This window comes from Martinezella rhizogenes (assembly GCF_007002745.1).
Lineage (GTDB): Bacteria > Pseudomonadota > Alphaproteobacteria > Rhizobiales > Rhizobiaceae > Agrobacterium > Agrobacterium cucumeris.
In genome coordinates, this window is sequence record NZ_SGNY01000003.1 from 382,248 (window position 1) to 408,068 (window position 25,821).

A 25,821-nucleotide genomic window follows, 5' to 3' on the forward strand; every position below is an offset into this window, starting at 1 on the left:
TCACCTTCAAAACAAAAAAACCGGCCGCAAAAGCAGACCGGTTCCAAGCACCCGGTCTTTTTAGCCACTTGTTTAACGTGGCTGCAAGCCGACCGGCCAAATCACCACGGGATAAGCTTGCCATACTGCCGTTATCGGCTTGCGTCAATGCTTTCCTTTTGGTTTTGTCGCCGTAAAAAGGAATGATGACCATGACGAGAACCACGGGCATTTTGGCGGATGGCGCTATCCGGGCGCTGTTTGCGGGCGGCAAGCTGAAAAGCGAGGCCGAGCCCGATGTTGACCAGGTGCAGCCCGCCAGCCTCGATTTGCGGCTGGGCTCAAAAGCCTATCGCGTTCGTGCCAGCTTCATGCCCGGCCCCGGAACCCGCGTCATCGACAAGCTCAATCGCTTCAGCCTGCACGAAGTCGATCTCTCTGAGGGCGCCGTGCTGGAAACCGGTTGCGTTTATATCGTCCCGCTGATGGAAAGCCTGGAGCTGCCGGCGGAGATGTCTGCTTCGGCCAATCCCAAAAGCTCGACCGGTCGTCTTGATATCTTTACCCGCGTGATGACCGACAATGCGCAGGAATTCGACAAGATTCCGGCGGGATATGCCGGCCCGCTTTATCTGGAAATCAGCCCGCGTACCTTCCCGGTGGTGGTGCGCCGCGGCTCGCGCCTGTCGCAGATCCGTTTCCGCATCGGCCATTCGCTGCTCAACGAAAGCGAGCTTCTGAAGCTGCACGAAACGGAAACGCTGGTCGCCAGCGAAACCCCCAACGTGACGGGCGGCGGCATCGCGCTCTCTATCGACCTGAAGGGTTTCGGCGATAACGGGCTGATCGGTTATCGCGGCAAGCATCACACGGCCGTGGTGGATGTCGACAAGAAGGCCCAGCACGACGTCCTCGATTTCTGGGAACCGCTTTTTGCCCGCGGACGCGCCGAACTGATCCTTGATCCCGATGAGTTTTATATTCTCGTTTCACGCGAAGCCGTGCACGTGCCGCCGCTTTACGCCGCCGAAATGACGCCCTTCGACCCGCTGGTCGGCGAATTCCGTGTGCACTACGCCGGCTTCTTCGACCCCGGCTTCGGCCACGCACAGGCCGGAGGCACCGGCAGCCGCGCCGTGCTGGAAGTGCGCAGCCACGAGGTACCCTTCATCCTCGAACACGGCCAGATCGTCGGCCGGCTGGTTTACGAGCACATGCTGCAGAAACCGGAAGGCCTCTACGGCACGGGCCTCGGCTCCAATTATCAGGCCCAGGGCCTGAAACTCTCCAAACATTTCCGGGCGGGATAATGAGCGTACCGGGTGCTTGACACCCGTTGCGAACTGTCCGATGTCTTGTCTTACGGTGCGGGTGTAGCTCAATGGTAGAGCAGCAGCTTCCCAAGCTGAATACGAGGGTTCGATTCCCTTCACCCGCTCCACCTTATTTCTCAGGGCTTTCCGCCGTTTTTTGCCCTCGAAAAACAGGCCAGTTTTACAGCCAGTTTTACAAGTTATGTTCGCGTTCTGGCCTCGTTTAACTGCCGGATCATTTCTTTCGTGGCGGAATTTCGGCCCACGTAACGGCGAATAATTTTCTCAACCGTCTCTTCCTCCCACGCCATGATTTCGGCGATCACGCGGACCGACAGGCCCGCGATATAGAATTTTGTAGCGGCGGTCCCTCGCAGGTCGTGGAAGTGCAAATCGCGCTCAAGCATGTTCGTCTTTTCTTTCGCGCGCCAGAACATCGTATTCAGTCCGCTCGGCTTCCACGGCTTCTTTTTGGAGCTGGTGAGGATGACGGGCGAGCGCTTTGGAATGCGATCAAGAATTTCATTCAATGCATCGTAGCGCGGTATGATCGCCTCGCGCTTGTGCTTGCTCTTGCCGGTCGAAATGATGATGGCATCGGGGCCGACATGCGACCATGACAGTTTCAGTAGATCGCTGACGCGCAAGCCTGTGTGGGCGGCAAGGTCAATAACCCATTTCACCTCGTCAGAGCATCCGGCTTTGACCTGCGCAATGTCTGCGTCCGTCCAGATGATTTCGGAGCGGTCGGAACTATAAAGATGCTTGATGCCTTCGGCTGGATTAGCGCTCAGCTTTCCCATAGGGTCTACGCCATGGGATAGGATGCGGGAGAGAACCTGCATGCCTGTGTCTGCCGCGCGCGGTGTCTCGCTATATTGCCCGCGCCATTGGCGAATGCGGGGGCGGATTTTGTCCGCGCGATTGAACTGCGCAATGCTCAAATTGCCAAAATATTCGGAAATGCGATCAATCCACGGCGACCAGACGCGTTTCGTGGAATCGGCGAGCTTCTTGAACTCGGTTGCCTTGTAGTGGGTGATGATTGAGCGGAAGCGTCCGCTTTCGGGTTCCATGCGGCTGGCGATGGCTTCGTTGTAGGATGCCATGAATGCCGCCGTTCCGGGCTGGCCATCGAGCCTTGGGCCACCGCGCCAAGCGTAATAGTAAACACTGCCCTTGGCCTTTACGGTGTGGATGCCCTTTAGCTCAACTGTAACCATGCTTCTTATCAAACTCCGCAAGCTCGCGGTCCAGATCGTCTTCGTCGTTCTGTGCCGGTGGCGTAAAATGCCATCGAAATGTACCGTCTGGCAATGTGTCCAACGCGGTCGGGGTCATGCCGTTCTTTTTGAGCGCTTCAAGCGTGGCGTTTACGTCGCGAATTCGAAGCGTCGGACGGCGGTTTTTCTTCTTTGGGGTCGGGGCGAGGTCAGCCATTTCCGGCCTCCGTCAAAAGCGTGGTGGCTTTAAGGTCGATAGTGGTCATGGCTCCTTCAAGCTCGCGAGCCGTGTAGGTCGCCCGGTCAGTCTTAAATTCGGCAATCCTTAGCGCCCAAAGGCAATTCTCCGCACGTTCTCGCGCCCATCGCTTTTGAGTTGGGCTAAGGGTGTTTTCGCTGAAAGCGGTAAGCGCAACGAAACAGAAACGCAGAACGTTTGCCTTGTCCTCGGCGGTCGCCTTTTTCATTTGCGAACCTCCGACTTGGCGCGATAGCGCGCTTCGGCTTCTCCCTTAAGACGAAGGCCGGTTTCGCAGGTGCAATAGCCGTGCCACACCCCGCCGCACCCGTGCAGATCGCCTTCTTCGCAGCACCTCCCGCAATAGTCGTCGTCGGGTTCGGGAAAATCGAGGTCGTCAAGGTAGTCGAGTTCTGCGGCAGCTTCTTCGTTGACGCGTCGAATGCAAGCGCCGCAGACCCGGTAAACCCGCCCGGACATGCCTTCCTCATAGTCTCGGGCTTCCCGCAGATCGTCCGCAAACTGCCCGCACCACTCGCAATTTCCTTTGCGGTCCTCTTTGGCTTCGTCTGATTTCATGTATGCCCGGTAATCGTCAGAACATTCCTGGCACATGTCGATCATTTCGCAGCCGAAGGAATCCGTTTCGCCCTGAATGCGAGCGACGGCGGGCCTATCCGGGTGTTGATCGCAAGTCATACCTTCGGGAACCGCATGCGACCTGCCGGGCAAGCTGGAGATGGGTCCGGTAACTTCGGCCATCTATTTGCCCTCCTGCTTTGCGGATGCTGCGGACCATGTTTTCCAGTGTTTGCATTCGAGCAAAGGGGTAGCTGGCGTGATCGAATGAGGCCCGTTGATCTTGATCAGGTCCTTTTCCGGGCGCGGTTGAGCCTGCCAGCTTTTAGCGTTGCGCTCGAAGTCGTCATGCAGGATATGGCGAATTTCAAGCGTTTCGCCGGGTCGCATGTAGATGACCTTATCAGCCATTGTTCTGGCCCTCCGCGCGTTGGCGAAGTTCGTGAAGCTCGCATATGATGCAATCAACCAGATCGCGATACTTCGGCCAGTTCGGGAAAATTTCCTCTATCTGGCCTATGATCTGGTCGGCTGCTGAGGTCCCCACCACGTCCTGCACCTGTGCGGAGAGGGCGGAGCGGAACGGCTCTAGCGCCTTCGCTACATCATCAATCTTCGCTAGATTGAAATAGCCGTCTCCGTCCGCAACGATTTCCTGATATGCTCTCGCGGATGCCGCACCTCGCGCAACAAAGAGCGTTCCAGCAATAGGCAATGTCAGATCGTCCAAAGCCTTCACAGTCATAGATGGCGAGAGGTCTTCCGGACGGTCGTATACCGGGAAAGCGCGCGGATCGTCCTTATTGCTAATCCACATCGCGCCAAACGGCACATTCTGGACAAAGGTTTCTTCGCCATGTCGCAGCCAAGCCACCGGATCGGCGTTGCCGATCGCGGCTTCCTCACGCTTGATGACTGCATAGATTTCCTCGATCACGCTGGAATCTTCGATAGCGCCGCCGAAAACATCGTCCACGATCTTGCCCAAAAGGGCGCGGCTGATGGCCTTGCTCATGCTGCACCGCCTGTCCGCTTGGCGGATTCTGCCGCGCGGTACAGCCGTTCAAGTTCGGCGACGATAAGCGCGCCAGCCTTCACCAGATCGTGTTCGCGGTCTTTCGGCTTCCACCACTTCAAATCCCATGGCCAGAGTGTTTTCGCCCATGGGAGAAATTTTTTGCCGGATTGAACAGCGCCGGTCACCGCGTAGAGTCCAAGGGTGTAAGCGGCTGCTGCCTGCGCCAGTTCTCCATTTACGTGGGTGTCGTCGTGCTCCGGAAACCATCCTTCCTTTTCGATCTGGCGGCGACGTTCGGCGGCGATGGCCTGCACGGCAGGGCTATACGCCTCGCGACTGATGATAACCCGCAGATCGTGGGCGGCGCGCAAGGTGGTGTCGGACAGCAAGCCGCCGTTACCTCCCTTGCCGCCCGCGCCGTTCATGTCGAATTCGACGCAATCAATAAGCTTCTTCGCTGCTTTGATGATGTCTGTCATGGGGTGGCCTCAAGGTTTTTCCGCCAGTCGAAAAAGCCAAGCGCGCCTTTGACTGGGATAAATTCGCAGGGTTTGGGATTGGCAAGCACGAAACCGTAGGGGCCGAAGAACCACGGGCTTTCGTGGCGCGTGACGCAATCTGCGATATCGATGGTTCCGACGATGCCGCCGCGTGGCAGGCGGCGTTCGTCTTTTCGGCCCGGAAAGATAAGTCCGGTTTGGCCTTCGGGATGCAGCGCACTACGGGCGACGTAAAGACCGTCAAGCCACTCGCCTGCTGTCATCCCCTTGGCGGCGTGGATGCAGACCGGCCCGCGATACTTCGTCGCCCACGTCCGGTTTTCGACCGGCTTGCCGAGTTCGAAAATGCAGTGGACCCACGGCTGTCGGATCGACAGCGCCAGTTGCGGCAGGGCGGCGAGAACGGAAAGCTGTTCGGGCGTCATGCTCGCCCCCCCGGGAACGCGTTGTGTTCAACGCCGTCCAGCAAGCGGCCTGCCGCCGTCTTGCCTACGAGTTTAACGGCGTGGTGGGTGTCCGGCTGCGGTAGCACGCGCGCCCAACTCCATGGCTTGTGATCAAGCTCGATCAAATATCCCGTGCGGGAAAGTGCGTGCGTGGAGCATTCTTTTTCGGACCGCTCGATATATTCCGCATCAGTTTCGGTTTCGATCCGCTCAAGCTTCCAAGGCACGGGCTTCCATGCGCCCCACTGTTTGAACAGAAACGGAATGCGATGGATTTGGCACTGGTCGCGCAAGGCGCGTATCCATTCGGGATGCATCGGACGTGCGCCCGGTCCGCTTTCTCCCCCTGCCACGACCCACATAGGAGGGCGTGCAAGGTGTACTTTGCCATCGGGGCCGACTTTCCGAAGCGGCGTAGCGAGCAGGTGAAGCGGGCCTAACAGCGGTTCGGCAGAAACCCAAACCATCCAGCCACGTTCGGCAATATCTTCCATGAACGGCCAGCGCGCAGAATAACGGGTCTGGTCCTCGGCGGATGTGCCAAGCCAGATATTAGGAAACGGCAGGTGTCGGCGTGCAAACAAGTAGTCGCGCATCCGCTCCGGCCTCTTGGTCAAGACCTGAAACGTGTGCTGCGGGGCGCTCGCCATGACGGCAAAAACCATGTCAATCCACTCGTCCGGCACGCCTTCGGCAAAAAGGTCTCCGTGGGCGCAAACGAAGATCATTCGCGGACGGCTCCAGCGCAACGGCTGTTCCATCCAATCCGCATTAAGACGCACCTTGCCGTTCCAAACGGGCCCGGACTTCGTTTCAACCGTAAGTCCTTCCCGGCTTCTGTGATTTTTCAGCCGGGTTCCTGCGAGTTTCATCGCGTAACAGTTGGTGCAGCCCGGAGAGACTACAGCGCAACCCGTGATCGGGTTCCAAGTGGCGTCGGTCCACTCGATTTTTGTATTGTCGGACATGGTTGGGTTCTCTCTGGCTGGATAGAGGCGGGCGGCGACCGCCCGCGCTCCGGGTGAAATCAGGCCGACATTTCCGGCTTGCCCGCGAACTTCGGCAGGCCAAGTTCTGCGGCGGTTTCGTGCAAGGCGAAGTTGACGGCCTTCGTGATGTGGATGTCGGGCCGGTAAAGCATGCAGGTCCACGAAAGGGTGCCTTCACGAAGGCGGTAGCGCAGGCGCACGGGCAGGCGGATGCTTTCACCCTGGAAGAACGGCGCGATATTGAGGACGAAGACGCCCGGCACGGTGATGGGGTCGCCGTTGGCGTTCTTGTGGTCTTCCTCGAAAACGATCTGGCTTTCGCCCGTTTGCAGTTTCAGGGCCGTCTTAACGCGGGTTTCCGCGTTGATCTGCAAGCCCTGCGAGAGCACTACCAGTTCATTCGGGTAGGCAATCTTGGCCCGGAACAGCAATTCGAGGTCTTTCACCTCGTCAGAGTCCGGCGAGGCCAGTTCGGCGATATGGTCTTCGATGAATTCCGCAAACTCGTTTTGCGTCAGCGCTTTGCCATGGATTCCCTGCCAAGCTTTCCACTCTTCGGAAAGCGGGAACGCATAGTGGACACGGTGCTTGCCGTTGTCCGGGTCGTTGCCGTGGTAGTCGATAACGGCGGTGAAGGCGGGGGTACGCCAGTCCGTCACGGCAAAGATCACGCTGTTGTCCGTCTTGTGACGCTCGACCAGCTTGACGAAGGAATCCAACGTTTCAACATTGGCGGTGCCCTGCTTGCGCTCGGGGCGGGTGCGCCATGGCGCAAAGACCGCCGACACGTCAGACAGCTTGCCACTGGTCGGGTCCAGCAGCGCCGGAACGGTCGGGGGAATGCCCTTGGAGTCGGCAGGTGCCGGAACCTGCACAATCGCGGCATTGGTCTGCGCCGCGAGCTTTGCGATTTCGGCGACGGCGGTTTGGGTGAGTTGGTCCATTTCGGTTCCTCTGTTGGTGCGCCGGTCACTGGCCGGGCGCGGTTGCTAAGGTTGGGAAATCAGCCTGCGGAGACTTCGCGCGGCGAAAACATGTCGTGCTGGCGGGGATGCTCGGTCGAAAGCGCGCCGTCTTCGACAACCCAAAAGACCGAATTCTTGCGCGGCAGCTTCGGGGTTTTGGATTCCATATCGGCGGCAATCGTCACCATGCCATCCTTGACGGACAGGGACAGTTTCAGGGTCACTGAACCCTTGAAAGACTGCATGGGATTGGCTTCGGACATGTCCGAAAGCTTTTCCAGCGTTTGGCCGATCTCGGCGGAAAAGGCAGGGTTAAGCTGGCCGTTTTCCAGCATGCCGATGATGGTGGAGGCATCGCGAATTTTCTTCATGCAGATGGTTCCTTGTGGTTTGGAGGAAGGTCACGCGCGCCCGGCGGCGACGTGGTGGCGCTTGATCTCGGCGAGGCTGGTGGCGCAAAGCGCCGCGCCGCCGATGATGGCGAGGATGAGGACGGCGCAAATGCAGGCCAGAAAGAACCGGCCATAGGCTGGCGTTACCTGCTGCGGGCGATCTGTCGGGATCATGGGTGAAATCTGGATCAAGGCTGTCTCCATCCGTTCGGGAAACCGCCTCGCGTGAGGCGGAAACCGGAGCGGATGACTAGGCCGTGAAATCGCCGATGTTGGCGGTAATGTCTTCGAGACTGGAAACGGCTTCCTCAAGCGCGTCAATTGCCTCTTGGGCCGTGCTGCCTTTTTCGCCGTCCTGAAAAGATTCCGGCATGTTGTCGTAATATTCCTGCTCTTCGTCGCGGCAGGTTTCCAATATGGCTTTGGCCTCATCGATCATTGCGGCGGCGCGAGCGATTTCCTTGCGGCGTTCCTTGTTCATGTCTGTCTCCGTTGATGCTGTTGGATGATGGCCCGAAGGCCATCGCCGAACGGCATCAGGCCGCAGCACGCGCATCGCGAACGCGCATGTCATGAAAGCGGGCAATGGCAGCATCGCCGCAGCGGTGGATTTCATCAGCGGTGAACCATTCGCGAAGGTCGGCTTTCGTGCAGCCTTCGCCCACGCGCTGGATGGCCTCCGCCATCGCCTGCGCCAGTTCGGTGTCATTCGCGGTATTGATGCGCATTCCGGTATCTCCTGATTGGGTTGGGTGAGCCTTTTTGCCTCATGCTCGGGAGGGCTGTTCAGCGGGACAAGCGGCCTGCGACGAAGCCGATTGCGACCAGCAGGACGCTGGAAACGAGGTCCATGGCGAAGGAAAAGAAGAGGGCCTGCATCGTGACGAGAAGGCCCGCCGCCGTCGCCAAGGCGATATTCTTCGCGGTCGCCATGGTTAGAGGTACTTGGCCAGATCAAGCCCGACAGTGGAAGCGATCTTCGCGAGCACTGTTTTTTCGTCGTCGGAAATGCCGCCGCTGTCTGCCACGTCCAGCGCGACCAGAAGCACGGTTTCGCTCATGTCGTGGTCGGCCTTGATGTCTTCGATTTCCTTGAGGAGACCGGCCTTGCCAACGCGGCCCACGGCGCGGCTGCACATCTTGTCCATCGTCGTTTCGATGGCGCGGGCATCGAACGCGCCGGAAAGGGCCGCGTTGGATTTCACGGCGGCGACAGCCGCCAGAAGTTCCTTATCGTCAAGCTCGCCGTCAGCGGTGGCGACGAGTGCGGACGCGGCGCAAACCGCTTCCAGAAAATCGGTCTTGCCGGAAAACTTCTTTGCCTTGTCTCCGACGAGGCTTTTGAACATTGCAAGCATAAGGCTCCATCCTTCTTTCGTTGAGGGAGCCGGGCGGCATGTTCACATTTCGAGGGTGCGCCGCCCGGCAGTCTGCCCGAGCCGCAACGAGGTTCAGCGGTCGGGATGCAGCGGACGGTATTCGGGACATATCCCGAAGTCAAGGGACAAATCCCGAATAGCCATAGTGAGCGGGATAAATCCCGGAAATCGCGCATAAAAAAAGCCGCAAATGATGCGGCTTTTTGCGAGATCAGTGCGAATCAGATGGTGGAGCGTCGATAGCTTCCCGTCACAACTCCACAAATGACGATCTCTGTGGCGTCGTCGCCGTCCAGCCGAAGAGGCTGGTGTTTGGGATTGCTGCTTCTCGGCGCAAGTAACATTTCGCCATCGCTGGCGTGGTCAATAACTTTCAGTGTTGCCTCTACCAGATGACCACTTCGCCGCTCAACGTGGACAATTAATCCCGCACGTATCGATAGGCCGCTATCCGCAAAGTCTACGACTGACACATAGCTTCCGTCGGGAAACTCCAAATCCATCGAGTCGCCTTTAACCCGCAAACCGTATTGTTTCGCGTAAGGAAAGCGTGGATCGCGGGCAACCGGAATCACTTCTCTCTGTTCTGGATCGTCGTCTACAATGGACATATCCAGCCATGTTCCTGCCTGAATATCCCCTTTCACCACAAGGCCGTTAAGCTCCGCGTGGGCGACGGTGCTCGTAGGAGCATCAGGGATCGCCCCTGCTGCAGGGTCGCCAAGGAACCAGTCAACCGTAGTGTTCAACGCCGTTGCCAGTTTTTCCAACTTTTCGACTGTGGGGTTACGCGACTTGCCGCGCAGGATATCGCGAACAAAGCTTTCCCCCAAGCCCGCCCGCTTGGCGGCGTCATAAGCGTTGATGCCTAGGATATCCATGCGGATTCTAAGGCGTTTTTGCAGCGATGTTTCCATGGCTACTTCTTGCACGGGGTGGATATTCACGTCCATCGGGAAGCGTCCCTTGACAATTCGGGATGAATCCCGAATATGGCTTCATGCAAAATCGTCCTCTCATCACCGAAACTGATATTCGGAACTGTCTGATTGAACGCGCCACCGGATACGCGAAGGCTGCGAAGACCAGCTTTTCCGCAATCGGTGTCGCTGCTGTGGGCGATAGCAAGTTTCTTTCGCGGGTGCAGTCTGGCTTGAGCTTCAACATCCGCACCTATCAAAAGGTGATGGACTGGCTCGACGAAGCGGAGCGCTCTGTTTTTCGTGAGGCCGCAGAATGACCGGCCTCGTTTCCCTTTCGCGCGGCCAATCCTCCCGGCCAGCTGCGACCCGCGCCGGTGCGCTTTCCTTCTTCTCGCCCGGCGCGGGCAACTCTCGTTTTGCATGTGGGCCTCCGTAACTTCCTGACGCCCTGAAACTCTCATCTCCAATCAATTCCCACCACGGGAAAAACGCTGGGATTTTCCCGGCGCGGGAAAGGTATTGTCTCATGATTTCAAACGCATGGTTTCACCGCATTAAAGCCGCGCAACGTGACCTTATCCGCCTCGTGGGCGGTATCGAGCGAGCGGCGGAGATTTCCTCGATCTCCAAAAGCCACATCGGGCGCATGAACAACGCGACCGACCCGGAATTGATGCCGCTGCATGCCGTCTACGCTCTGGAAAGCGAATGCGGTGTGCCGGTCGTCACTTCCGCCATGGCCGAACTAAACGGGCGGCGGCTGGCCGACCCGGAAAATGAGCGCGCCGCCGAACAGTGCGTCGTCGTCACCTATTCCGAAATGGTCCGCAAGGCTGGCGATCTGATTTCCGGCGGCGCGGTTGCGATTGCCGACATGGTGGTGACGCCAGCGGAAGCGAACAAAATGGACCGTGACGCGGCGGAACTGGAAGCCGGTCTTGCCGCATTTCGAAAGGCTCTCGCCAGTGTGAAAGCTAAGGGTGGTCAGAGGGTCGGGCTTAGTGTTGTCGGGGGTGCGGAATGAAGCGTCTGACCGATCCGGCCATCTCCGAACTGATGAAGCGCCCCTTGTCCGAACGTGCAAGGGGCTTTTTGCGGCATGTGAAACTAGAGGGCGGCAAAGTAGATTTGTCCATACTCGGCGCTGCTTTCCACATTCTCGCCGAAGAGTGCCGCCGCTGCGGATACCTCCATGTAACAGCCGATGGCGACACCGCCAAGCTGACCGGCTTGGGGCAGGCGTATCTTGACCGCTTGATGAGGGCGCATTGATGGCCCCTTACAAGCAAGTCAAACTCCCCAAGCCCGGCCCAAGCGCGCTTATCGTCATCACTGCCGCCGTCCGCGACGGAACCGTGACCGTGGAGACGCAGCAGCAGGGTGCGGCGGCGAATAAGTCCGTCAGCAACGGCTATCTGACGCGGGATAAGAAGGATGGCAAAACCTACTATCCGACCGACCGCGCGCGCGAAATGCTGGCTATGCTGGAAGGCATTGCGGAGCCGGGCGACATGCCGGAGCGCGAAACGGAAACAGCCGTGGTGCCGGTCGCGGACGCTTCCGGGCTGGTCGCCACGGTTGAACGGGCGCGAGCGCTTCTTGATGATGGCGATATCATCAACGCCCGCATCGTCGCGTCTGTCGCCTATAATCAGGCGAAGACCGCCGCACAGTTTGCGGAGCAGATCGGCGCAACGGAAAAGCTGATCGCCAAGGCTCGGCGCATGCAGGCCGACGCGCTCTTGATCGAAGCACGCGCGAAAATCCTGATTGCCGATAAATGGGATGAAGCGCAGGCGGCGGGCCAAGCGTCGGTAGGCGGAAGGCCCAAAACCGTTTCCGATGGAAACGGTTTTACGTCCGATGAAACTGGCCTGTCCCGCAAGGAAATCCACGAAGCCCGCAAGCTTGCTGCGGCGGAACATCGTGAACCCGGCATTGTCGAACGGGCGATTCAGGCGCGGCTTGCTGCCGGGCTGGAGCCGACGAAGGCAAATCTTCGCGCGGCGGTCGGCACGGCCAGCGCCACGAAGGAAGAGCGCGGGGCGAACCTTTACGAGACGCCGCCGGAGGCGATGTTTACGCTGTTGGCGCTGGAAGAATTCACCGCATGCGTCTTGGAACCAGCCTGCGGGCGCGGCGCGATATCGCGTATGCTGGAAGCGTTTCATTACGCCGTGGTGCTGGCCGATATCAACGACTACGGCACGGCGGACAGCAACGGCGAATTGCAGGCGGTGCAGGACTTCTTGACCTCGCAGCCGCCGAAAGCCGGCTCATACGATATCGTCACCAATCCGCCTTACGGCGATATACTCAATGCCTTCGTGGCCTATGCCCTGCGCGTCTACAAGCCGCGCAAAATGGCGCTTTTGCTCAATCTGAATTTCCTTTGCGGGTTCGCGGACGATGACCGCAATTTCGTCATGGATGATTGCCCGCCCGCTCGCGTCTACGTCTTCAAGCGCCGCCTCCCGATGATGCACCGCGACGGATGGGACGGAAACAAGGCCAGCAGCCGCATGAACACGGCGTGGTTTGTTTGGGAACGTGATGAGGCTGGAAACTATGGCAGCGCCACCGTTGTCCGCCGCGTGGACTGGAAGGATTTCCAGCCGAAGGAAGTTGCCGAGACGGCGGAAAGCGAGGTCGCATGATGACCGTCGCTTTCTTTGTGGTCGGTTTGCTGACCTGCCTTTGTGCTGGCGTCCGGTTCAACGAATGCCGCCTTGATTTTGTCGGTGGGTCGATCTGCTTCGCCGTTGGCGCACTCGGTGCCAGCATGATGTATCTGGCGATGATGGCGGGCTGAACGATGAACAAGCTTGTCGATCCTGCCCGCGCTCGCGAGCTAAAAGCCGTTGATCGTCTGCGCTACCTTTCGGCGCGCATGGACGGCGATGTGTGGGCTTTCGAGCCACGCGGAAACAATATCGCAGTCATCGTCCGCCGTTCGACGGGCGATGAGGCGCTTATCTGCACGTTGCATGCCGACGCCCTGCCGGACGAACGCGACCTGATTTGCGGGGCGGCGGAAAACCTCGCCTTCCTTTTGGGTCTTATTGGTCGGGCATCTGAAGCAGTTCGAAACCTGAAAAAGCAGGTAGAGGCGCAGCAAGCCGCCGCCGTGCGGAAAAAGTACGCGGCGCAGGCCGCAATGCTGCTTTCCGACCGCACCTTCCAGCGTTTCCTTGAAATCAAGGGCGCGGGCGGGCCGGTGCGCGACAAGGCGCAGGCAGACACCCGGTTGAAAAGCATCCTCGCCATTTCCAGCAAAAAAGAAATTGACAACGACCCGCGCGCGCAAGCCGCCTTCCTTCATTTTCGGAAGGACTTCGAAGCGTGGAAAAGAGGGGGTTCCCGGTGAGCGACCGCATCTTTCCAGAAGTTTCCATCCCCTACGGCGACAAGTCCACAAAGGCCATGCAGATCACATGCGCCTGCTGCGGCGGGGTCGCCTATTTCCCGCATCAGACCGGGACCAACCGAAAGCCGCCAATCGCGGCAACTCAGCATTTCCAGAACAAGGGGTGGGTGGTCGGCAGCAGTCCGCGCAAGGATTTTTGCCCGATCCACGCCAGCCCGGCCAAGCGTAAAGGACAGAATGCCATGGCGGACACGGTAGCGACGATTGCAGATAAGCCCCGCGAGATGAGCCGCGAGGACCGGCGCATCATCAACGACAAGCTGGATGAGGTTTACGCCAAGGAAGCCTACAAATCCCCCTGGACGGATGCTGCCGTGGCGAAGGATTTGGGCGTGCCGCGTGATTGGGTTGCGCAAGTCCGCGACCAGTTCTTCGGCCCGGCAGGCTCGAACCCGCTTTATGATGAGTTCCTGAAAGAGACCAAGCTGGTGGAAGTCGCATTCGTCGCCTGCGAGGAAGCGACCGCACGCGCTGAAAAGGCTGCTGCCGAACAGCGCCGGGCGCATGGCGATCTTTGCAAGGCGATGGACAGCTACCGCGCTCTGGCGCGCAAGGTAGAGCGGGAAATCAGCCGATGACCGAACTTATGCCCATCGTTGAAATTCTGGCGGACTGCGAGACGGACGCGGCGCGCGCGGACTGGCTTCTGCGCGCGCCGCAGGGCGTCATCTATCGCGACCACACCACAATCCGCCGTGTCTTGCAGGAAGCGCATTTTGCGCTCGGCGTGGACGCGCTGGACGTGGAATTCGCAGCCATCAATGCCACGCGCCTGCCGGACGGCGGATTGCCGCATACGGTCGTTCTCGGCGTCCATGCCGTGCGCTCTTTCCTGCGCGACGTGGTGCGGAAAGGCGGTGCCAAGTGATGGAACCGGATCACGGCGCAATGTCGCGCGCATGGTCTTGGCGTCACGCGGTCGGTAAATCCGGCCTGCCGCCGATCACGCGCCTTGTGCTGCATACGCTTGGCCTGAAAATGGATGCGACCGGCGGTTCCTGCTATCCGCCGATTTCGGAACTGGTGGACCTGACGGGCCTCGATAAGAAAACCGTCCTGAAACACCTCGAAATCGCCGAAGAGAGCGGTTGGATTGTCGTCACGCAACACGGTTTTCGCGGCCAGAAATGGAAGCGGAACGAATATGTTGCGCGCTGGCCGGGGCGCGACCTTTCCGGCAATGCCGCCAGCAGCGAAGATAACGAAGGTGGTGGAAATCCTCCACCACGTTCCGACGATGCCCGCGCCTCCGAAGGTGGTGGAACAGTTCCACCGCGTTCCATCGCCAAGGTGGTGGAAATCGTTCCCGAAGGTGGTGGAAATGAAGACCGGAAGGTGGTGGAGGAGTTCCACCAAGATAAGAATCTTCCAACTAACATTCCAGAAAACTCTCCAGCCGCTGGCGCGGAAGAGGGAGTTTTGAAAAAGGTTGATCGAAAAAAGATAGAGCACGCTTTCACGCTGTGGTTTGCGACGTGGAAAAAGGGCGATATCGAATATGCCCGCAACGCATGGTTCGCCCTTTCCCCGGAAGATCGGACCGAGTGCGTGGAGCGGACGCCCGCCTATCTTCGTTGGGCCAAGCCCGCCGACCTGATGGCCGCAGCGGTCTACCTCAAAAACCGTCACTGGCGCGACTTGCCAGAACATGTCCTTGCTGAGCCGATCAACACCCACGGGATTGCCAAGGTCTGTGGCAAGCTCTGGATGGGGACGCGCTTTGAGGCGTTGTCGAAAGAGCCGACCGGGTTGCTGTATGTGACCAGCTTTGACGAAACCCGCATCGCCAAGGGCATGATTTCCCGCGAACAGCTTGTGTTCGAAAAGCGCCGTGACAATGGCTGGCCACTCGTCAACACCATGCGCGACCTTGCCCGTCGCCGCGAGCCTTTCAACACGTCGCTCTCGCTTCTCCCATTGGTGCAGGACTTCCGGCAGGTGCATCGCGACAGCGATGTGTTCGCGGCATGGAAGCGCCTGCATGAACGCAACGGCTGGCCCTTTATCGAGCATCCGCCCGAATGGGTTTACTTCCCCCCGGTCGATGACGGGGCTGACGATCTCGAAGCGGCAGTTGATGCCGCGCTTTCCAAATTTCTTTCCACCATCAGCGAGGGACGCACCAATGATGCATAACGTGAAGATTTATGCCGCCAGCAAGCCGGTCAACCCGGAGCTTTATGACCTGTCGCGTTTCGCGTCTCTGTTCGACCAGATGCAGAACACGAAGCGACTCAACGTCACCATGCTTTCCATGGCGGCGGAGAATCAGCCGGGGAAACACGAATGGTTCGTGGTGGAGACGAAGCATAAGGCGGAAAAAGCTGTTGAAGACGCCCTTAGCAAAGCCGGTGTGAAAACTTTTTTGCCTATGGAGAACGGCGGTAAACAGGTCGTTCGTGGTCGGGTTATCCATGATGTTTTGCGCCCGTTGATGCCCGGTTATGTGCTGGTCAACATCGTGTATTCTCCCGCAGCGGTATGCGGGATTGCCCGGCTGGAAGGTGTCGCGGGCTTCGTTGGCGGGATGGTTCACCCTCATCGTGTATCAGACGAGGAAATGAATCGTTTCAAGGCTTTCGGCGATGACGAGACTGCGCCGGACGTGAAGCACTGCGAACAGTTCAAGCGCGGCGATAAGGTTCGTTTCGTGCTTGGCCCCTTCGCCAGTTTCGGCGGCACCATCCTGAAACTGCGCAAGGATCGGACCGTTGACGGCGAGCGCGTTGCTACCGGCGCTGTGGTGGCGGTTGACGTGTTTGGCAAGGTTTCGACCATCGAAGCCCCTCTTGCATTGCTCGAACAGTTGTGACTATGCATAGCGCAGGATGATCTGCTGATCCTGTGCAGGCGCGCCGGTTTTGACCGGCGAGTGGGGTTCCAAAAACCTCCACGCTGGTAAGCCGGGGTGGACCCTGCCTTGACCCTCTCGCCAGAGAGACCGATTCAAGGCCAGTGCGACAGCTATATCATCGGCGGACTTGAGCGAAGGCGACCTTAACCCGGTCGCCTTTTTCGTTTGCGTAGGGTGTAGGCAACTTCCGGGAAAATCTGACGATGGCTGTTCTGTCCATGAAATGGGCCGACCGCAATCTTGCGGAGTACGGCAACCGGATAGTTGCTCTGAAAACCAAGTTTCCGACCGTACTGCCTCGCATCGTCAACGGTGTCGGCAACAGGTCGAAAACTGTTGTTGTTCGCACACTGACGAAACAGACCGGATTGCCGCGTGCCACCATCGTTAAGGCCATCGGCAATCCGGCAACCGCAAGGCCGGGCCGGTTGGTCTACGACATGACAACGCGAGGCGGCAACATTCGCCTCAAATACTTGCGCCCGAAGGAAACCGAAGCCGGTGTCGTGGCGCGACCCTTCGGAAAGCCTACGCTCTATCCCGGCGCGTTCCTACGTGGCGGCCAGTTTCCCGACCGTAAGCCGGTGGCGCAGTTCAACGGCCATGCCTATTACCGGCTCAATCGCTCCGGCACGAAGATCACCTTCGCCCGCTCGGGCGTCTTCATCCCGAAGGAAATGACCAGCGGCGCGACAGCCGAAGCTTTCCAGCGCATCGCAGCGCCATTGCTGAAAGAGCGGGTCGAAGCAGCCCTTGCCAAGCTGGTCCCCTGACCGGCCACCCCGACCCCCGGTCGCGACCCGCCCCATACCCCCCCTCGGTCGGGTCCTCCCCCAAAAGAGGCCAAGTAGCGGGTGTGGGCGACTGCGGGATTTCGCTCTGTGAAGAAAATTATAGGGGGGTTCCACCGCCCTTTCAGTGGAATCGGAATCAGATGGCAAAGAGCTATCCTGACGAGTTGCGTGAACAGGTCGTGGCCTTCATGGACGAGGGCCATACGGTTCGGGAAGCGGCGGCGAAGTTCAACGTCAGCCCGAGTTTTGCGGCCAAATCGCACAAGAAGCATGCGGAAGCTGGCGAAAGCCTCCCGCTGCTTACCGAAACGGCACCTGCCGAACCTGAAAAGCCCTCGCTCGATATCGAAATCACCGCATCCGAACTGGCGGAACTGCTGAAGGTTTCGAAGCGGGCAGTGTCGGATTTCGTAGAGCGTGGAATCGTGGTGAAGACGGAACGGAATCGCTTCGATCTTCGCCAGTCCATCCAACTTTACTGCGAGCATTTGCGGGGTGTTGCCGCCGGTCGCGGCGGTGACGGCGCGGATGTTCTGACCGCCGAACGCGCCAGACTGGCGAGAGAACAGGCAGACCAGACGGCGATGAAAAACGCAGCCATGCGCCGCGAAATGGTTTCGATGACGGACGTGCGGAACGAATGGGTTTCGATAGGCCGACGCATCCGCAACGCTGTTCTGTCGGTGCCTTCGCGCTGTCGGCAGATGCTCCCGCATCTCACGACCTACGATGTGGACCTGATCGGCCAAGAAATCCGGTCGGCGCTTACCGAACTTGGTGACGAGGACGATGACAACGGCGCTGGCGACATTGCGGCAAGCGGTATGGGACAGCCTGTTACCGCCGCCGAAACTTCGGCTGTCGGAATGGATTGAACACACCGTCCATTTGCCGGAAGGCGTTTCATCGCTCACCGGCAAGGTTCGGCTGTGGCCGCCGCAGCGAGAAATTGCCGATGCGATTGGCGATAGCGCGATTGAGCGGGTTACGCTGGTCAAGCCGGTCCGCGTCGGCTTCACGACGCTGCTGACCAGCGCCATGGCAAGTTTCTGTTCGAACGATCCGTCGCCGATCCTTTCGCTTCTGCCGACAGAGGCCGACTGCCGCGACTACATGGTTTCGGACGTTGAACCGATTTTCGACGCCTCGCCAGCGCTTCGCGGCCTGTTGACCGGCGACACCAGCGAAGGCGGGCGCAACACGCTTCTTGCCCGTCGCTTTCCGGGCGGCTTCCTGAAAGTCATTGCCGCCAAGGCACCGCGTAACCTTCGCCGTCACAATGTCCGTATCCTCTTCATTGACGAGGCGGACGGCATGGACGCGACGAAGGAAGGATCGCCGATCCTGCTGGCAGAACGCCGCACGCTGTCGTTCGCTGACCGCAAGATTGTGATGGGTTCAACGCCGGTCTACGAGGCGACCAGCTACGTGCTGCGGGCCTACGAGCAATCGGACAAGCGCATTTATGAGGTGCCTTGCCCCGAGTGCGGTCACTTCCATGAAATCACATGGGCCGATATCCATTGGCCCGAAGGCGAGCCGGAAAAGGCGTACTATGTTTGCGCCGAATGCGGCTCCGTCGTGGACGAACGGCATAAGCCGGGCATGGTGGCAAATGGCCGCTGGCGCGCTCTTCGACCGGAAATCAAGGATCATGCCGGGTTCCGCATGAACGCCCTGATTTCGCTTTTGCCTAACGCCTCCTGGGGGCGGCTGGCGCGTGAATTCGTCACGGTCAAAAACGACCCTTCGACGCTGCAAACATTCGTCAACACCATCCTTGCCCAAGGGTGGAAGGAGGACGGCGACGAACTGGACGATATCGAGCTTGCGGGCCGGGCCGAAGATTTCGGGCTGGAAAATATTCCGATCCAAGTCCTGATTATCACGGTCGGCGTGGACGTGCAGGATGATCGTCTCGAAGCTACCTTCGTCGGTTGGGACAAGGAAGGCATCCCCTATGTTCTCGGCCATACGGTCGTTTGGGGTCGCTATGACGACCATACCACATGGGCCGAACTGGACGTTGCCCTGACCACGCAATGGGACCATCCCCTTGGCGGTAAGATCAAGGTTGATGCCGTTTGCGTCGATAGCTCGGACGGCGAAACGATGGAAACGGTCTATCGCTTCGCATTCCCGCGCTTCAATCGCCGCGTTCTGGCGATCAAGGGTGCGGCGGGCAACCGGCCATGGATCGAGCGCTCCAAAACGAACGTGAAGGGCGGACGCCTTTTCATCGTCGGCGTGGACGGCATCAAGAGCCACATTTTCGGCAGGCTGGCCCGGCCCAAGTCCATCCGGTTTTCGAAGGACTTGCCGGAAGTCTGGTACGAGCAGCTTGCAGGCGAAAAGATGGAAGTCCGCTATTTGCGCGGCCAGCCAAGCCGCCAGTTCGTCCCGATACCGGGCCGACGCCACGAGGCGCTTGACTGCACCGTTTATGCCTTCGCCGCCCGGCAGATGGTCAATGCCAATTGGGCGCACCGCGAGGGCGAGCTTTCGACACCGCCGGAACCGGCGGTCGCAACCTACACACAAGAAATCGCGAAACCGGAGTGGCTTGCATAATGGCGACTACAGACGATCAAATTGCTGCGCTTGAAGATGCAATCGCAATGGGCGCGCGAAAGGTGATATTCCACTCTGGCGGCACTCGCCGCGAGGTGGAATATCACTCTCTCAAAGATATGAGGGAGGCTCTTGCCGCCCTCAAATCCACCCGGTCGGGCGGCTCCCGTACCATTTACGCGGCGCTCGACTAATGGGCCTCGCTACCGTTCTCGACCGGACCATTGGCTATTTCTCGCCCGAAGCTGGCCTTAGGCGGGTGAAGCACCGCGCCGCGCTGGAAATCATGTCACGCGCATACGCTGGCGCAGATACCAGCCGCCTGAAATCCGGCAGGCGTGCACCATCAACATCGGCGGACGCTGAAATTGCGCGCGCCGGTCGGACCCTGCGCAACCGCATGCGCGATCTCGCCCGCAACAACCCTTATGCTGCGAAGGCAATCCACGAACTTGTTACCCACGCCATCGGCGACGGCATTATTCCGCGCTCGAAAAACAAGAAGCTCAACAAGCTTTTTGCGGAGTGGAGCAAGGTTTGCGATGCGGACGGCGATCTTGATTTCAACGGTATCGTCAACCTGACAGCCCGCGAAATGTTCGAAAGCGGGAACGGCCTTGTTCGCCGCCGCCGCCGCAGACTGGAAGACGGTCTGCCCGTCCCGCTGCAATTGCAGGTGCTGGAACCGGACTTGATCGACACTACCAAGGAAGGTGTTCTTTCCGATGGTGGCAAGATCATCCAAGGCATCGAATTTGATGCCATCGGCAGGAAGCGCGCTTACTGGATGTTCGGATCTCATCCGGGCAACAGTTTCTTTGACCCGAAGTCCACGATTGTTTCGAAGCCGGTTCCCGCTTCCGATATTGCCCACGCTTTCGAAAAGCAGCGCACGCAGGTGATGGGCGCGCCGTGGGGTACGCCAGCGATGGCCGATACCTACGATCTGGCGTCATACGAGCAAGCGGAATTGACGCGCAAGCGGCTGGAAGCCTGCCTTGTCGGCGTGATGACCGGCGGCGACGAAGGCGACCAGCTTGGCATGCCTATGGCGGATAACAGTCCAGCCAAGCCCGGCATCTATGACGTGAACGGCAGGCGCGTCGAAAAATTCGAACCCGGCATGTTCTACAATGCAGTTGGTGGCCGGGGCATGGAGTTTTCGCAACCGGCGGTGACGGACAGCTACGATCCCTACAAGAACTCCATGCTGCACACCATCGCGGCGGGCTGGCGGGTTCCTCATGCGATCTTGTCCGGTCGGCTCGACAAGGTGAACTATTCGTCCAGCAAGGTTGGGCTGGAAGGCTTCCGCCGGACGATCTCCGCCGTTCAATGGCTCATCATCATTCCGATGCTGTTGCAGCCTATTTGGGACTGGTTCTGCGAAGCGGCCTACTTCGCTGGCATCATCAAGACGCCCAAGGTTCCCGTGGAGTGGTCGCCGCCGCGCTTCTATTCCGCCGATCCGCTCAAAGACGTGAACGCCCGCATCAAGGAAGTTCGCTCGGGCTTCCGCTCTCTGTCCAGCGTTATCGCCGAGATGGGCGAAAACCCGGATGACGTTCTGGACGAAATCGCGTCCGACGCAGCCAAGATCGACAAGCGCAAGCTTGTTCTCGACAGCGACCCCCGGCGGATGTCTCAGGCCGGGCAGGTGCAGCAGCGGGACGAAACAGACGACCCGCCCGACGACAAGCCGGAAGACGACGACAAGGACCCCGACGATGACGAAACTTGAACTGCGCAAAGCGCCCGCAGCCCTGCCGATGCAGGTTCGCGGGCATGACCTCAATATCGGTTCCATCGATGAAGAGGCCCGCACCGTGACGCTGGTGTTCACGACCGGTGCTGCGGTGCGCCGCCTGCGCTATACCGGATGGGACACGGCTGTCCCGTTCGATGAAGTCCTTGTCGTCAGCGAACGGGCGCTGGACCTGTCGCGCATGAATCTAGGTGCGCCGGTTCTCGACAGTCATTCCCGTTGGTCAACCTTTTCGCAGATCGCCGTTGTTGAACGGGCATGGATCGAAAAGGGCGAAGGATGGGCAACCATCCGTTTCCCGAAGGCCGGAATTGATCTCGCCGCCGACCGCATGTTCGGGCTGGTCTCTGACAAGATCATCAAGAATGTGTCGGTTGGTTACTCCATCGATAAAATCCGGGTGGAGGAAGCGGCGAAGAAAGGCGAGGTCGAAAAGATTTTCGTGGAGCGCTGGACGCCAAACGAGATTTCTTTTGTGACCGTTCCCGCCGATCCCGGTGCGCAGGTCCGATCCAGCGAAACCACTTTCCCGCTTTCTATCCAGTCTGCTGCTGGTCACGGCCTGCGCGCTGCCCGCATGCGTATGGCAGAAGACGCCCGCCGCTTCGACTGACACCCATTCCATTTTTTCCAGTTCGCCGCCTGACTTCCACCGGGGATGCAGGGCGACGGCGCTTGTCCTGCCCGGTAATACAAAAGGAACCGCACGCCATGAAAAAGGCTGCATATGTTTTCGCGACCGTCGCCGCAATCGTCTGCTTCGGTCTCGCCTTCACCATTCTTTCCGCCGACCCTTCCCACGCGGCCTCGCTCATGAGCCACGATGCGTTCGTGCAGACGCGCGGCATTCTGGATCATGTCTATCAGGCCAGCCCGGCACTGCTGGCATTGCGGGCAACCGCCGCCGACCTGACGACGCGTGCCGAAAACAAGCGCAAGGAACTGGTGGAAGGGCTGTCCGATGAAGCGGCCCGCGCCATCGAAAAAGAGCATTCGGACATTCTCGCCGAACTCGATGGCGTCCGCGCCGGGATTGCAACGCTCGAAACTGCGGAGCGAGGCGGTACGGCTCCCACACCTGTGACCACCACGCCGCAGGCCGTTGCGCAGAACGCGGAACGTGCCGAACGGGAGCGGGTGACGACTATCGATGATCTGGCGGCGCGTGCAGGTTTCCCTGACTTCGCGCGTGACCATATCCGCTCCGGCACTTCGCTTGACAGTTTCCGGGGTCTTCTGCTGGATCACATGGTGACCAATGAGCGCACCGCCCCGACCGACAGCCGCGTTCGCGTGCAGGTCGGCAATGACGAAGCCGATACCATCCGTTCGGCCCGTGTCGAAGCGCTCGCCTACGGTCTCGGCGCGCCGCTCCCGCAGGTCGGTCCGTCTGCCGCTGCCCGCCAGTATATGGGTCAAGGTCTGGTCGATATCGCCGCCGATTGCGTGAACTATCACGGTCGCCGTATGTTGAACGCGCGCGATATCGATAACATCTTCAGCCGTGCAGCGCATTCCACTTCGGATTTCCCTGTCATCTTCGAAGGTGCCGTCAATCGTACGCTGGAACAGCGTTATGTGCTGGCGCAACCGACCTTCAAGCGCTTCGCCCGCAAGAAGAATTTCCGCGACTTCCGCCCGGATACGATCGTCAAGACCGGCGATTTCCCGATGCTGGAAAAGATTCTGGAAAACGGCAAGATCAAGTTCGGTTCGTTCGGCGAAGGCAAGGAAGCCGTGCAGGCTTTCAGCTATGCCATCGCTCTGAATATCAGCCGCCAGATGCTCATCAATGACGATCTTGGCGCCATCGCCGAACTGCTGACGAGCTATGGCGCTTCGGTTGCCCTGTTCGAAGAAGTCACCTTCTACGGCGGTGCGTACAACGGCAAGCTTGCTGACGGCAAAACCGTCTTCCATGCTGACCATAAGAACCTTGCGGCTGCTGGTTCTGCGATTACTGTCGATAGCGTCGGCGAAGGCCGCAAGTCGATGGGTCGGCAGACCTCTCTGGATGGCAAGCCGTTGCTCGCAAACCCGGCGCGTATCATGCTCGTCGGCCCGAACCAGTTGACCGATGCGGAAAAGCTGCTGGCATCCATCACGCCCGCCACGGTTTCCACGGTCAATATTTTCTCCGGCAAGTTCGAACTGGTGGAAACGTCGCAGATCGCGGACAATTCCTGGGACCTCTTCGCCGATCCTTCGACCGGCTCCAATTACCGTTGGGGTTACCTCGAAGGTTACGAGGCTCCGCGCGTTCGCATGGATGAACCCTTCGGCTCGCAGGGTTTCAGCATGTCGGTGGAACACGACTTCGGTTGCGGCGCGACCGATTTCCGCTTCGGCTATCACAACCCCGGCCAAGCGTAAGCCGCCTGCCTGACTTCGTTGGGGGAGCCGCTCGGCTCTCCCTTTCTCCGTCACGTTGATCGCAAGGAAGATCACCATGAAAAACTATCGAGGCCCCGCCGATACGGTGGAAGTCACCGCGCCCGCCGATGTCAATTCCGGCGACGGCGTTCTTGTCGGCAAGCTGTTCGGCGTAGCGGAGTTTTCCGCCAAGGCTGGCCAGCGCGTCAATATTTCCCGCTCGGGCATTTTCACCCTGCCCAAGACGAACGCGCAGGCATGGGCCGAAGGCGCAGTCCTTTATTGGGATGGTGCCAAGCTGACCACCGCCGATAATGCTGGCGCAAACACCAAGGTCGGTTACGCCGCCGCCGTCGCCGCCAATCCTTCGGCGACCGGCGACCTCATCTTGCATCAGTAAGATGGTGGACTGGCGAAAACTGGAAGCTGCCGTTGACCGTAAGGTTGGCGGCGCTTTTGGCGAGACGGTCCGCCTGTCGTTCTTGGTGAACGGCAAGACGGACCCGGACCGCCCGCAGATCGTCATCCGCTGCGAAGCCCTGCACACGGAAGACGACACAACGCGACCCGCAGGCAATGCGGTTAGCGGCCCCCATCGTGTGCGCTTCGCTGCGGCGGATGCCGTCCTGTTCATTGACCGTTCGACATACGAAGGCCCGGCGCTCAAACCCGGTGACCGCGTGCGGGCGATGGATCGGGCTGGCGAACCGGCTTGGTCGGTTGATTTCGTCAGCGACCGGCACAGCAACCTTATCGCTGTTGCCTTGAAAGAGATTTAGGAGCTTCCATGTCCTTCATTCGCTTTGCCGCCCGCATCTCCGCCGTGGAAGCGACCAAGGGAAACACCATTGTCGGCTCGAACGTGTTGGACAGCGAAATCGGCGTACTCGATATCGCTGCCGACGGTTCATTGCGGACGGATAAGGACAAGCAATTTATCTCGGTTTACACTGACAGTTCTAAGGTTGTGGACGGTCTTGAACTTCGCTCCCTATCGTCCCCCGGTCTTCTTGATATCGTCTTCGAGTCCGGGGTGGCCACGGCGCACGCGATCACCGATTCCGAAACGGATGAAAGTATTATCCTTGGCATGCCTGCGACGGATGCCACGTTTGAGTTTCTTCTTGATATGGCGCTTCGCCAGACTGGCGATGCCCTCAATGATCCCGATAATGAATGGGCGGTAATTTTCCGCTCTCTTTGCCAGTCGTTTCAATCGGCCACGCGGTCGCGCATTAGCGGCGACACGAACGGGATGCGGCTTGCCGCGCACCAACTGAAAGTCACCGCGAGTATGGTGGCCGAACCTTTGCGCGGGGAACCGCTCAAGCCGGGTTCGCCTTTCGCCATGTTTCTCGCCAAATGCGAAAGTGATCTAGCTCCGAATGATCCGTCCATGGCGGAAAAGATCGCCCTCATCCGGGCACAGCTTTCCGGCAATGCGAGTGAATTGCAGACGGCCATGCGGCGATACGGTCTTATTCATGACGAGGCCGATGCCCTGTTGATCACACCTTACGAGGGGTTTCCCTGATGGCCAGTTTGGTGGACCAGATCACAGACCTTTATGTTCGCATGGCCGAACTTGAGCGCCGGAACCGCAACCGGCGGCGCAAGGGAACGATTGCGGAAGTCAGCGACGACAAATCCAAGTACCGCGTCAAGCTGTCGGAACAGGCGGGAAAGCCCTACCTGACGCCATGGATCAAGGCGCGGACCCTCGCTGCCGGTGGCGTCAAGGTCGATGTCCTCTACAGCGTTGGCGAACAGGTGGATGTTGTTTCCGAAAATGGCGACATGACCGATGCGCAGATAGATTTTTCCACCTATAGCGACGACAACGCCCGCGAGAACAGCGACACGCCGTTTCATATCAAGATCGGCGATACCGTCATTGAAGCATCGGCGGGACAGGCGAAAGTCACGTCGCCGAAGGTGATTGTTGAATCGCCGAACGTGCAGCTTGGCGGCGACGGCGGCAAGCGTGTCGCCCGGATCGGCGACCTTGTGCACGTCATGTCCGGTTCTTCGTCGGGCAAGTGGCCGATTGTCGAAGGCTCGGAACACGTCTTCGCGGTGGACTGAGGAAATCC

The 25,821-nt window shown here is 59.2% G+C and carries 39 protein-coding genes, 1 tRNA gene and 1 riboswitch; of the genes, 23 read left to right on the forward strand and 17 right to left on the reverse strand.

What is annotated here, in order from left to right:
- Positions 1 to 39: 39 nt before the first annotated feature.
- Positions 40 to 118, reverse strand: a riboswitch (SAM riboswitch).
- A gap of 73 nt (positions 119 to 191) precedes the next feature.
- Positions 192 to 1,289, forward strand: a complete 1,098-nt coding sequence (locus EXN68_RS11975) for a 2'-deoxycytidine 5'-triphosphate deaminase (RefSeq protein ID WP_142840989.1) — start codon at positions 192 to 194, stop codon at positions 1,287 to 1,289.
- A gap of 57 nt (positions 1,290 to 1,346) precedes the next feature.
- Positions 1,347 to 1,420: transfer RNA gene (locus EXN68_RS11980), tRNA-Gly, on the forward strand.
- Positions 1,421 to 1,492: 72 nt separating this feature from the next.
- Here the strand turns inward: EXN68_RS11980 and EXN68_RS11985 are convergent.
- The 17 genes from EXN68_RS11985 to EXN68_RS12060 form a co-directional block, all read right to left on the reverse strand.
- Positions 1,493 to 2,515, reverse strand: coding sequence for a tyrosine-type recombinase/integrase (locus EXN68_RS11985; protein WP_142840990.1), 1,023 nt, complete (start codon positions 2,513 to 2,515; stop codon positions 1,493 to 1,495).
- Positions 2,502 to 2,732 carry a hypothetical protein gene (locus tag EXN68_RS11990; protein WP_142840991.1) on the reverse strand — a complete coding sequence of 77 codons (231 nt, stop codon included), beginning with the start codon at positions 2,730 to 2,732 and terminating at the stop codon, positions 2,502 to 2,504. The genes EXN68_RS11985 and EXN68_RS11990 overlap by 14 nt, the downstream gene beginning before the upstream one ends.
- Entirely contained in the window at positions 2,725 to 2,982 is a 258-nt protein-coding gene (locus EXN68_RS11995) for a hypothetical protein (RefSeq protein ID WP_142840992.1), read from the reverse strand. The genes EXN68_RS11990 and EXN68_RS11995 overlap by 8 nt, the downstream gene beginning before the upstream one ends.
- Entirely contained in the window at positions 2,979 to 3,515 is a 537-nt protein-coding gene (locus tag EXN68_RS12000) for a hypothetical protein (protein WP_142840993.1), read from the reverse strand. The genes EXN68_RS11995 and EXN68_RS12000 overlap by 4 nt, the downstream gene beginning before the upstream one ends.
- Complete coding sequence (locus tag EXN68_RS12005; RefSeq protein WP_142840994.1) at positions 3,516 to 3,743, reverse strand: hypothetical protein; 228 nt, start codon at positions 3,741 to 3,743, stop codon at positions 3,516 to 3,518.
- The gene (locus tag EXN68_RS12010; protein ID WP_142840995.1) at positions 3,736 to 4,347 is read right to left on the reverse strand and encodes a hypothetical protein; all 612 of its coding nucleotides are present in this window, start codon (positions 4,345 to 4,347) and stop codon (positions 3,736 to 3,738) included. The genes EXN68_RS12005 and EXN68_RS12010 overlap by 8 nt, the downstream gene beginning before the upstream one ends.
- Positions 4,344 to 4,829 carry a hypothetical protein gene (locus EXN68_RS12015; RefSeq protein ID WP_142840996.1) on the reverse strand — a complete coding sequence of 162 codons (486 nt, stop codon included), beginning with the start codon at positions 4,827 to 4,829 and terminating at the stop codon, positions 4,344 to 4,346. Before EXN68_RS12015 ends, EXN68_RS12010 begins: the two co-directional genes overlap by 4 nt.
- The gene (locus tag EXN68_RS12020; protein ID WP_142840997.1) at positions 4,826 to 5,275 is read right to left on the reverse strand and encodes an ASCH domain-containing protein; all 450 of its coding nucleotides are present in this window, start codon (positions 5,273 to 5,275) and stop codon (positions 4,826 to 4,828) included. The genes EXN68_RS12015 and EXN68_RS12020 overlap by 4 nt, the downstream gene beginning before the upstream one ends.
- A complete protein-coding gene (locus tag EXN68_RS12025; RefSeq protein ID WP_142840998.1) occupies positions 5,272 to 6,264 on the reverse strand; it encodes a phage Gp37/Gp68 family protein in 993 nt (330 codons plus the stop codon). The genes EXN68_RS12020 and EXN68_RS12025 overlap by 4 nt, the downstream gene beginning before the upstream one ends.
- Positions 6,265 to 6,323: 59 nt before the next feature.
- A complete protein-coding gene (locus EXN68_RS12030; RefSeq protein ID WP_142840999.1) occupies positions 6,324 to 7,229 on the reverse strand; it encodes a YfdQ family protein in 906 nt (301 codons plus the stop codon).
- A 59-nt stretch (positions 7,230 to 7,288) separates the two neighbouring features.
- A complete protein-coding gene (locus tag EXN68_RS12035) occupies positions 7,289 to 7,621 on the reverse strand; it encodes a hypothetical protein (protein ID WP_037089328.1) in 333 nt (110 codons plus the stop codon).
- Between the two features lie 30 nt (positions 7,622 to 7,651).
- The gene (locus EXN68_RS12040; RefSeq protein ID WP_142841000.1) at positions 7,652 to 7,834 is read right to left on the reverse strand and encodes a hypothetical protein; all 183 of its coding nucleotides are present in this window, start codon (positions 7,832 to 7,834) and stop codon (positions 7,652 to 7,654) included.
- 58 nt (positions 7,835 to 7,892) lie between these two features.
- Positions 7,893 to 8,123, reverse strand: coding sequence for a hypothetical protein (locus EXN68_RS12045; RefSeq protein WP_142841001.1), 231 nt, complete (start codon positions 8,121 to 8,123; stop codon positions 7,893 to 7,895).
- Between the two features lie 55 nt (positions 8,124 to 8,178).
- Positions 8,179 to 8,370 carry a hypothetical protein gene (locus tag EXN68_RS12050; protein WP_142841002.1) on the reverse strand — a complete coding sequence of 64 codons (192 nt, stop codon included), beginning with the start codon at positions 8,368 to 8,370 and terminating at the stop codon, positions 8,179 to 8,181.
- A 58-nt stretch (positions 8,371 to 8,428) separates the two neighbouring features.
- Positions 8,429 to 8,575: a hypothetical protein gene (locus EXN68_RS27415; RefSeq protein ID WP_155276033.1), complete on the reverse strand. Its 147-nt coding sequence runs from the start codon at positions 8,573 to 8,575 to the stop codon at positions 8,429 to 8,431.
- Between the two features lie 2 nt (positions 8,576 to 8,577).
- Positions 8,578 to 9,000: a tellurite resistance TerB family protein gene (locus tag EXN68_RS12055; protein WP_142841003.1), complete on the reverse strand. Its 423-nt coding sequence runs from the start codon at positions 8,998 to 9,000 to the stop codon at positions 8,578 to 8,580.
- Between the two features lie 242 nt (positions 9,001 to 9,242).
- On the reverse strand, positions 9,243 to 9,974 hold the full coding sequence (locus tag EXN68_RS12060; RefSeq protein WP_142841004.1) for a LexA family protein: 732 nt from the start codon (positions 9,972 to 9,974) through the stop codon (positions 9,243 to 9,245).
- 26 nt (positions 9,975 to 10,000) lie between these two features.
- Here EXN68_RS12060 and EXN68_RS12065 point away from each other — a divergent pair, with 26 nt between their 5' ends.
- The 21 genes from EXN68_RS12065 (at position 10,001) to EXN68_RS12160 (ending at position 25,813) form a co-directional block, all read left to right on the forward strand.
- Complete coding sequence (locus EXN68_RS12065) at positions 10,001 to 10,261, forward strand: hypothetical protein (protein ID WP_142841005.1); 261 nt, start codon at positions 10,001 to 10,003, stop codon at positions 10,259 to 10,261.
- Between the two features lie 209 nt (positions 10,262 to 10,470).
- Complete coding sequence (locus tag EXN68_RS12070) at positions 10,471 to 10,968, forward strand: hypothetical protein (RefSeq protein ID WP_142841006.1); 498 nt, start codon at positions 10,471 to 10,473, stop codon at positions 10,966 to 10,968.
- Complete coding sequence (locus EXN68_RS12075; RefSeq protein ID WP_142841007.1) at positions 10,965 to 11,216, forward strand: hypothetical protein; 252 nt, start codon at positions 10,965 to 10,967, stop codon at positions 11,214 to 11,216. Before EXN68_RS12070 ends, EXN68_RS12075 begins: the two co-directional genes overlap by 4 nt.
- Positions 11,216 to 12,601 (forward strand): TRM11 family methyltransferase, encoded by a 1,386-nt coding sequence (locus EXN68_RS12080; protein WP_161991308.1) that lies wholly within the window; start codon positions 11,216 to 11,218, stop codon positions 12,599 to 12,601. Before EXN68_RS12075 ends, EXN68_RS12080 begins: the two co-directional genes overlap by 1 nt.
- A complete protein-coding gene (locus EXN68_RS27420) occupies positions 12,598 to 12,756 on the forward strand; it encodes a hypothetical protein (RefSeq protein ID WP_161991309.1) in 159 nt (52 codons plus the stop codon). Before EXN68_RS12080 ends, EXN68_RS27420 begins: the two co-directional genes overlap by 4 nt.
- Positions 12,757 to 12,759: 3 nt before the next feature.
- Complete coding sequence (locus EXN68_RS12085) at positions 12,760 to 13,311, forward strand: hypothetical protein (protein WP_142841008.1); 552 nt, start codon at positions 12,760 to 12,762, stop codon at positions 13,309 to 13,311.
- A complete protein-coding gene (locus EXN68_RS12090; protein ID WP_237681394.1) occupies positions 13,308 to 13,949 on the forward strand; it encodes a hypothetical protein in 642 nt (213 codons plus the stop codon). The genes EXN68_RS12085 and EXN68_RS12090 overlap by 4 nt, the downstream gene beginning before the upstream one ends.
- Positions 13,946 to 14,239, forward strand: coding sequence for a hypothetical protein (locus tag EXN68_RS12095; RefSeq protein WP_142841009.1), 294 nt, complete (start codon positions 13,946 to 13,948; stop codon positions 14,237 to 14,239). Before EXN68_RS12090 ends, EXN68_RS12095 begins: the two co-directional genes overlap by 4 nt.
- Positions 14,239 to 15,507: a helix-turn-helix domain-containing protein gene (locus EXN68_RS12100; RefSeq protein ID WP_142841298.1), complete on the forward strand. Its 1,269-nt coding sequence runs from the start codon at positions 14,239 to 14,241 to the stop codon at positions 15,505 to 15,507. Before EXN68_RS12095 ends, EXN68_RS12100 begins: the two co-directional genes overlap by 1 nt.
- Positions 15,497 to 16,183, forward strand: coding sequence for a transcription termination/antitermination protein NusG (gene nusG, locus EXN68_RS12105; RefSeq protein ID WP_193559515.1), 687 nt, complete (start codon positions 15,497 to 15,499; stop codon positions 16,181 to 16,183). Before EXN68_RS12100 ends, nusG begins: the two co-directional genes overlap by 11 nt.
- Positions 16,184 to 16,428: 245 nt before the next feature.
- On the forward strand, positions 16,429 to 16,998 hold the full coding sequence (locus EXN68_RS12110; RefSeq protein WP_142841010.1) for a hypothetical protein: 570 nt from the start codon (positions 16,429 to 16,431) through the stop codon (positions 16,996 to 16,998).
- Between the two features lie 161 nt (positions 16,999 to 17,159).
- Positions 17,160 to 17,894 (forward strand): MerR family transcriptional regulator, encoded by a 735-nt coding sequence (locus EXN68_RS12115; protein ID WP_161991310.1) that lies wholly within the window; start codon positions 17,160 to 17,162, stop codon positions 17,892 to 17,894.
- A complete protein-coding gene (locus EXN68_RS12120; RefSeq protein WP_142841012.1) occupies positions 17,809 to 19,590 on the forward strand; it encodes a phage terminase large subunit family protein in 1,782 nt (593 codons plus the stop codon). The genes EXN68_RS12115 and EXN68_RS12120 overlap by 86 nt, the downstream gene beginning before the upstream one ends.
- Positions 19,590 to 19,784: a phage head-tail joining protein gene (locus EXN68_RS12125; RefSeq protein ID WP_112200667.1), complete on the forward strand. Its 195-nt coding sequence runs from the start codon at positions 19,590 to 19,592 to the stop codon at positions 19,782 to 19,784. The genes EXN68_RS12120 and EXN68_RS12125 overlap by 1 nt, the downstream gene beginning before the upstream one ends.
- Entirely contained in the window at positions 19,784 to 21,331 is a 1,548-nt protein-coding gene (locus EXN68_RS12130) for a phage portal protein (RefSeq protein WP_142841013.1), read from the forward strand. Before EXN68_RS12125 ends, EXN68_RS12130 begins: the two co-directional genes overlap by 1 nt.
- Complete coding sequence (locus EXN68_RS12135; RefSeq protein WP_142841014.1) at positions 21,318 to 21,968, forward strand: hypothetical protein; 651 nt, start codon at positions 21,318 to 21,320, stop codon at positions 21,966 to 21,968. The genes EXN68_RS12130 and EXN68_RS12135 overlap by 14 nt, the downstream gene beginning before the upstream one ends.
- A gap of 98 nt (positions 21,969 to 22,066) precedes the next feature.
- A complete protein-coding gene (locus tag EXN68_RS12140; RefSeq protein WP_142841015.1) occupies positions 22,067 to 23,728 on the forward strand; it encodes a phage major capsid protein in 1,662 nt (553 codons plus the stop codon).
- 76 nt (positions 23,729 to 23,804) lie between these two features.
- Positions 23,805 to 24,128 carry a DUF2190 family protein gene (locus tag EXN68_RS12145; RefSeq protein WP_142841016.1) on the forward strand — a complete coding sequence of 108 codons (324 nt, stop codon included), beginning with the start codon at positions 23,805 to 23,807 and terminating at the stop codon, positions 24,126 to 24,128.
- Position 24,129: 1 nt separating this feature from the next.
- Positions 24,130 to 24,507 (forward strand): hypothetical protein, encoded by a 378-nt coding sequence (locus EXN68_RS12150; protein ID WP_142841017.1) that lies wholly within the window; start codon positions 24,130 to 24,132, stop codon positions 24,505 to 24,507.
- An 8-nt stretch (positions 24,508 to 24,515) separates the two neighbouring features.
- Positions 24,516 to 25,262, forward strand: a complete 747-nt coding sequence (locus EXN68_RS12155) for a hypothetical protein (RefSeq protein ID WP_142841018.1) — start codon at positions 24,516 to 24,518, stop codon at positions 25,260 to 25,262.
- The gene (locus tag EXN68_RS12160) at positions 25,262 to 25,813 is read left to right on the forward strand and encodes a phage baseplate assembly protein V (RefSeq protein WP_112495636.1); all 552 of its coding nucleotides are present in this window, start codon (positions 25,262 to 25,264) and stop codon (positions 25,811 to 25,813) included. Before EXN68_RS12155 ends, EXN68_RS12160 begins: the two co-directional genes overlap by 1 nt.
- The last annotated feature ends 8 nt before the right edge of the window (positions 25,814 to 25,821 follow it).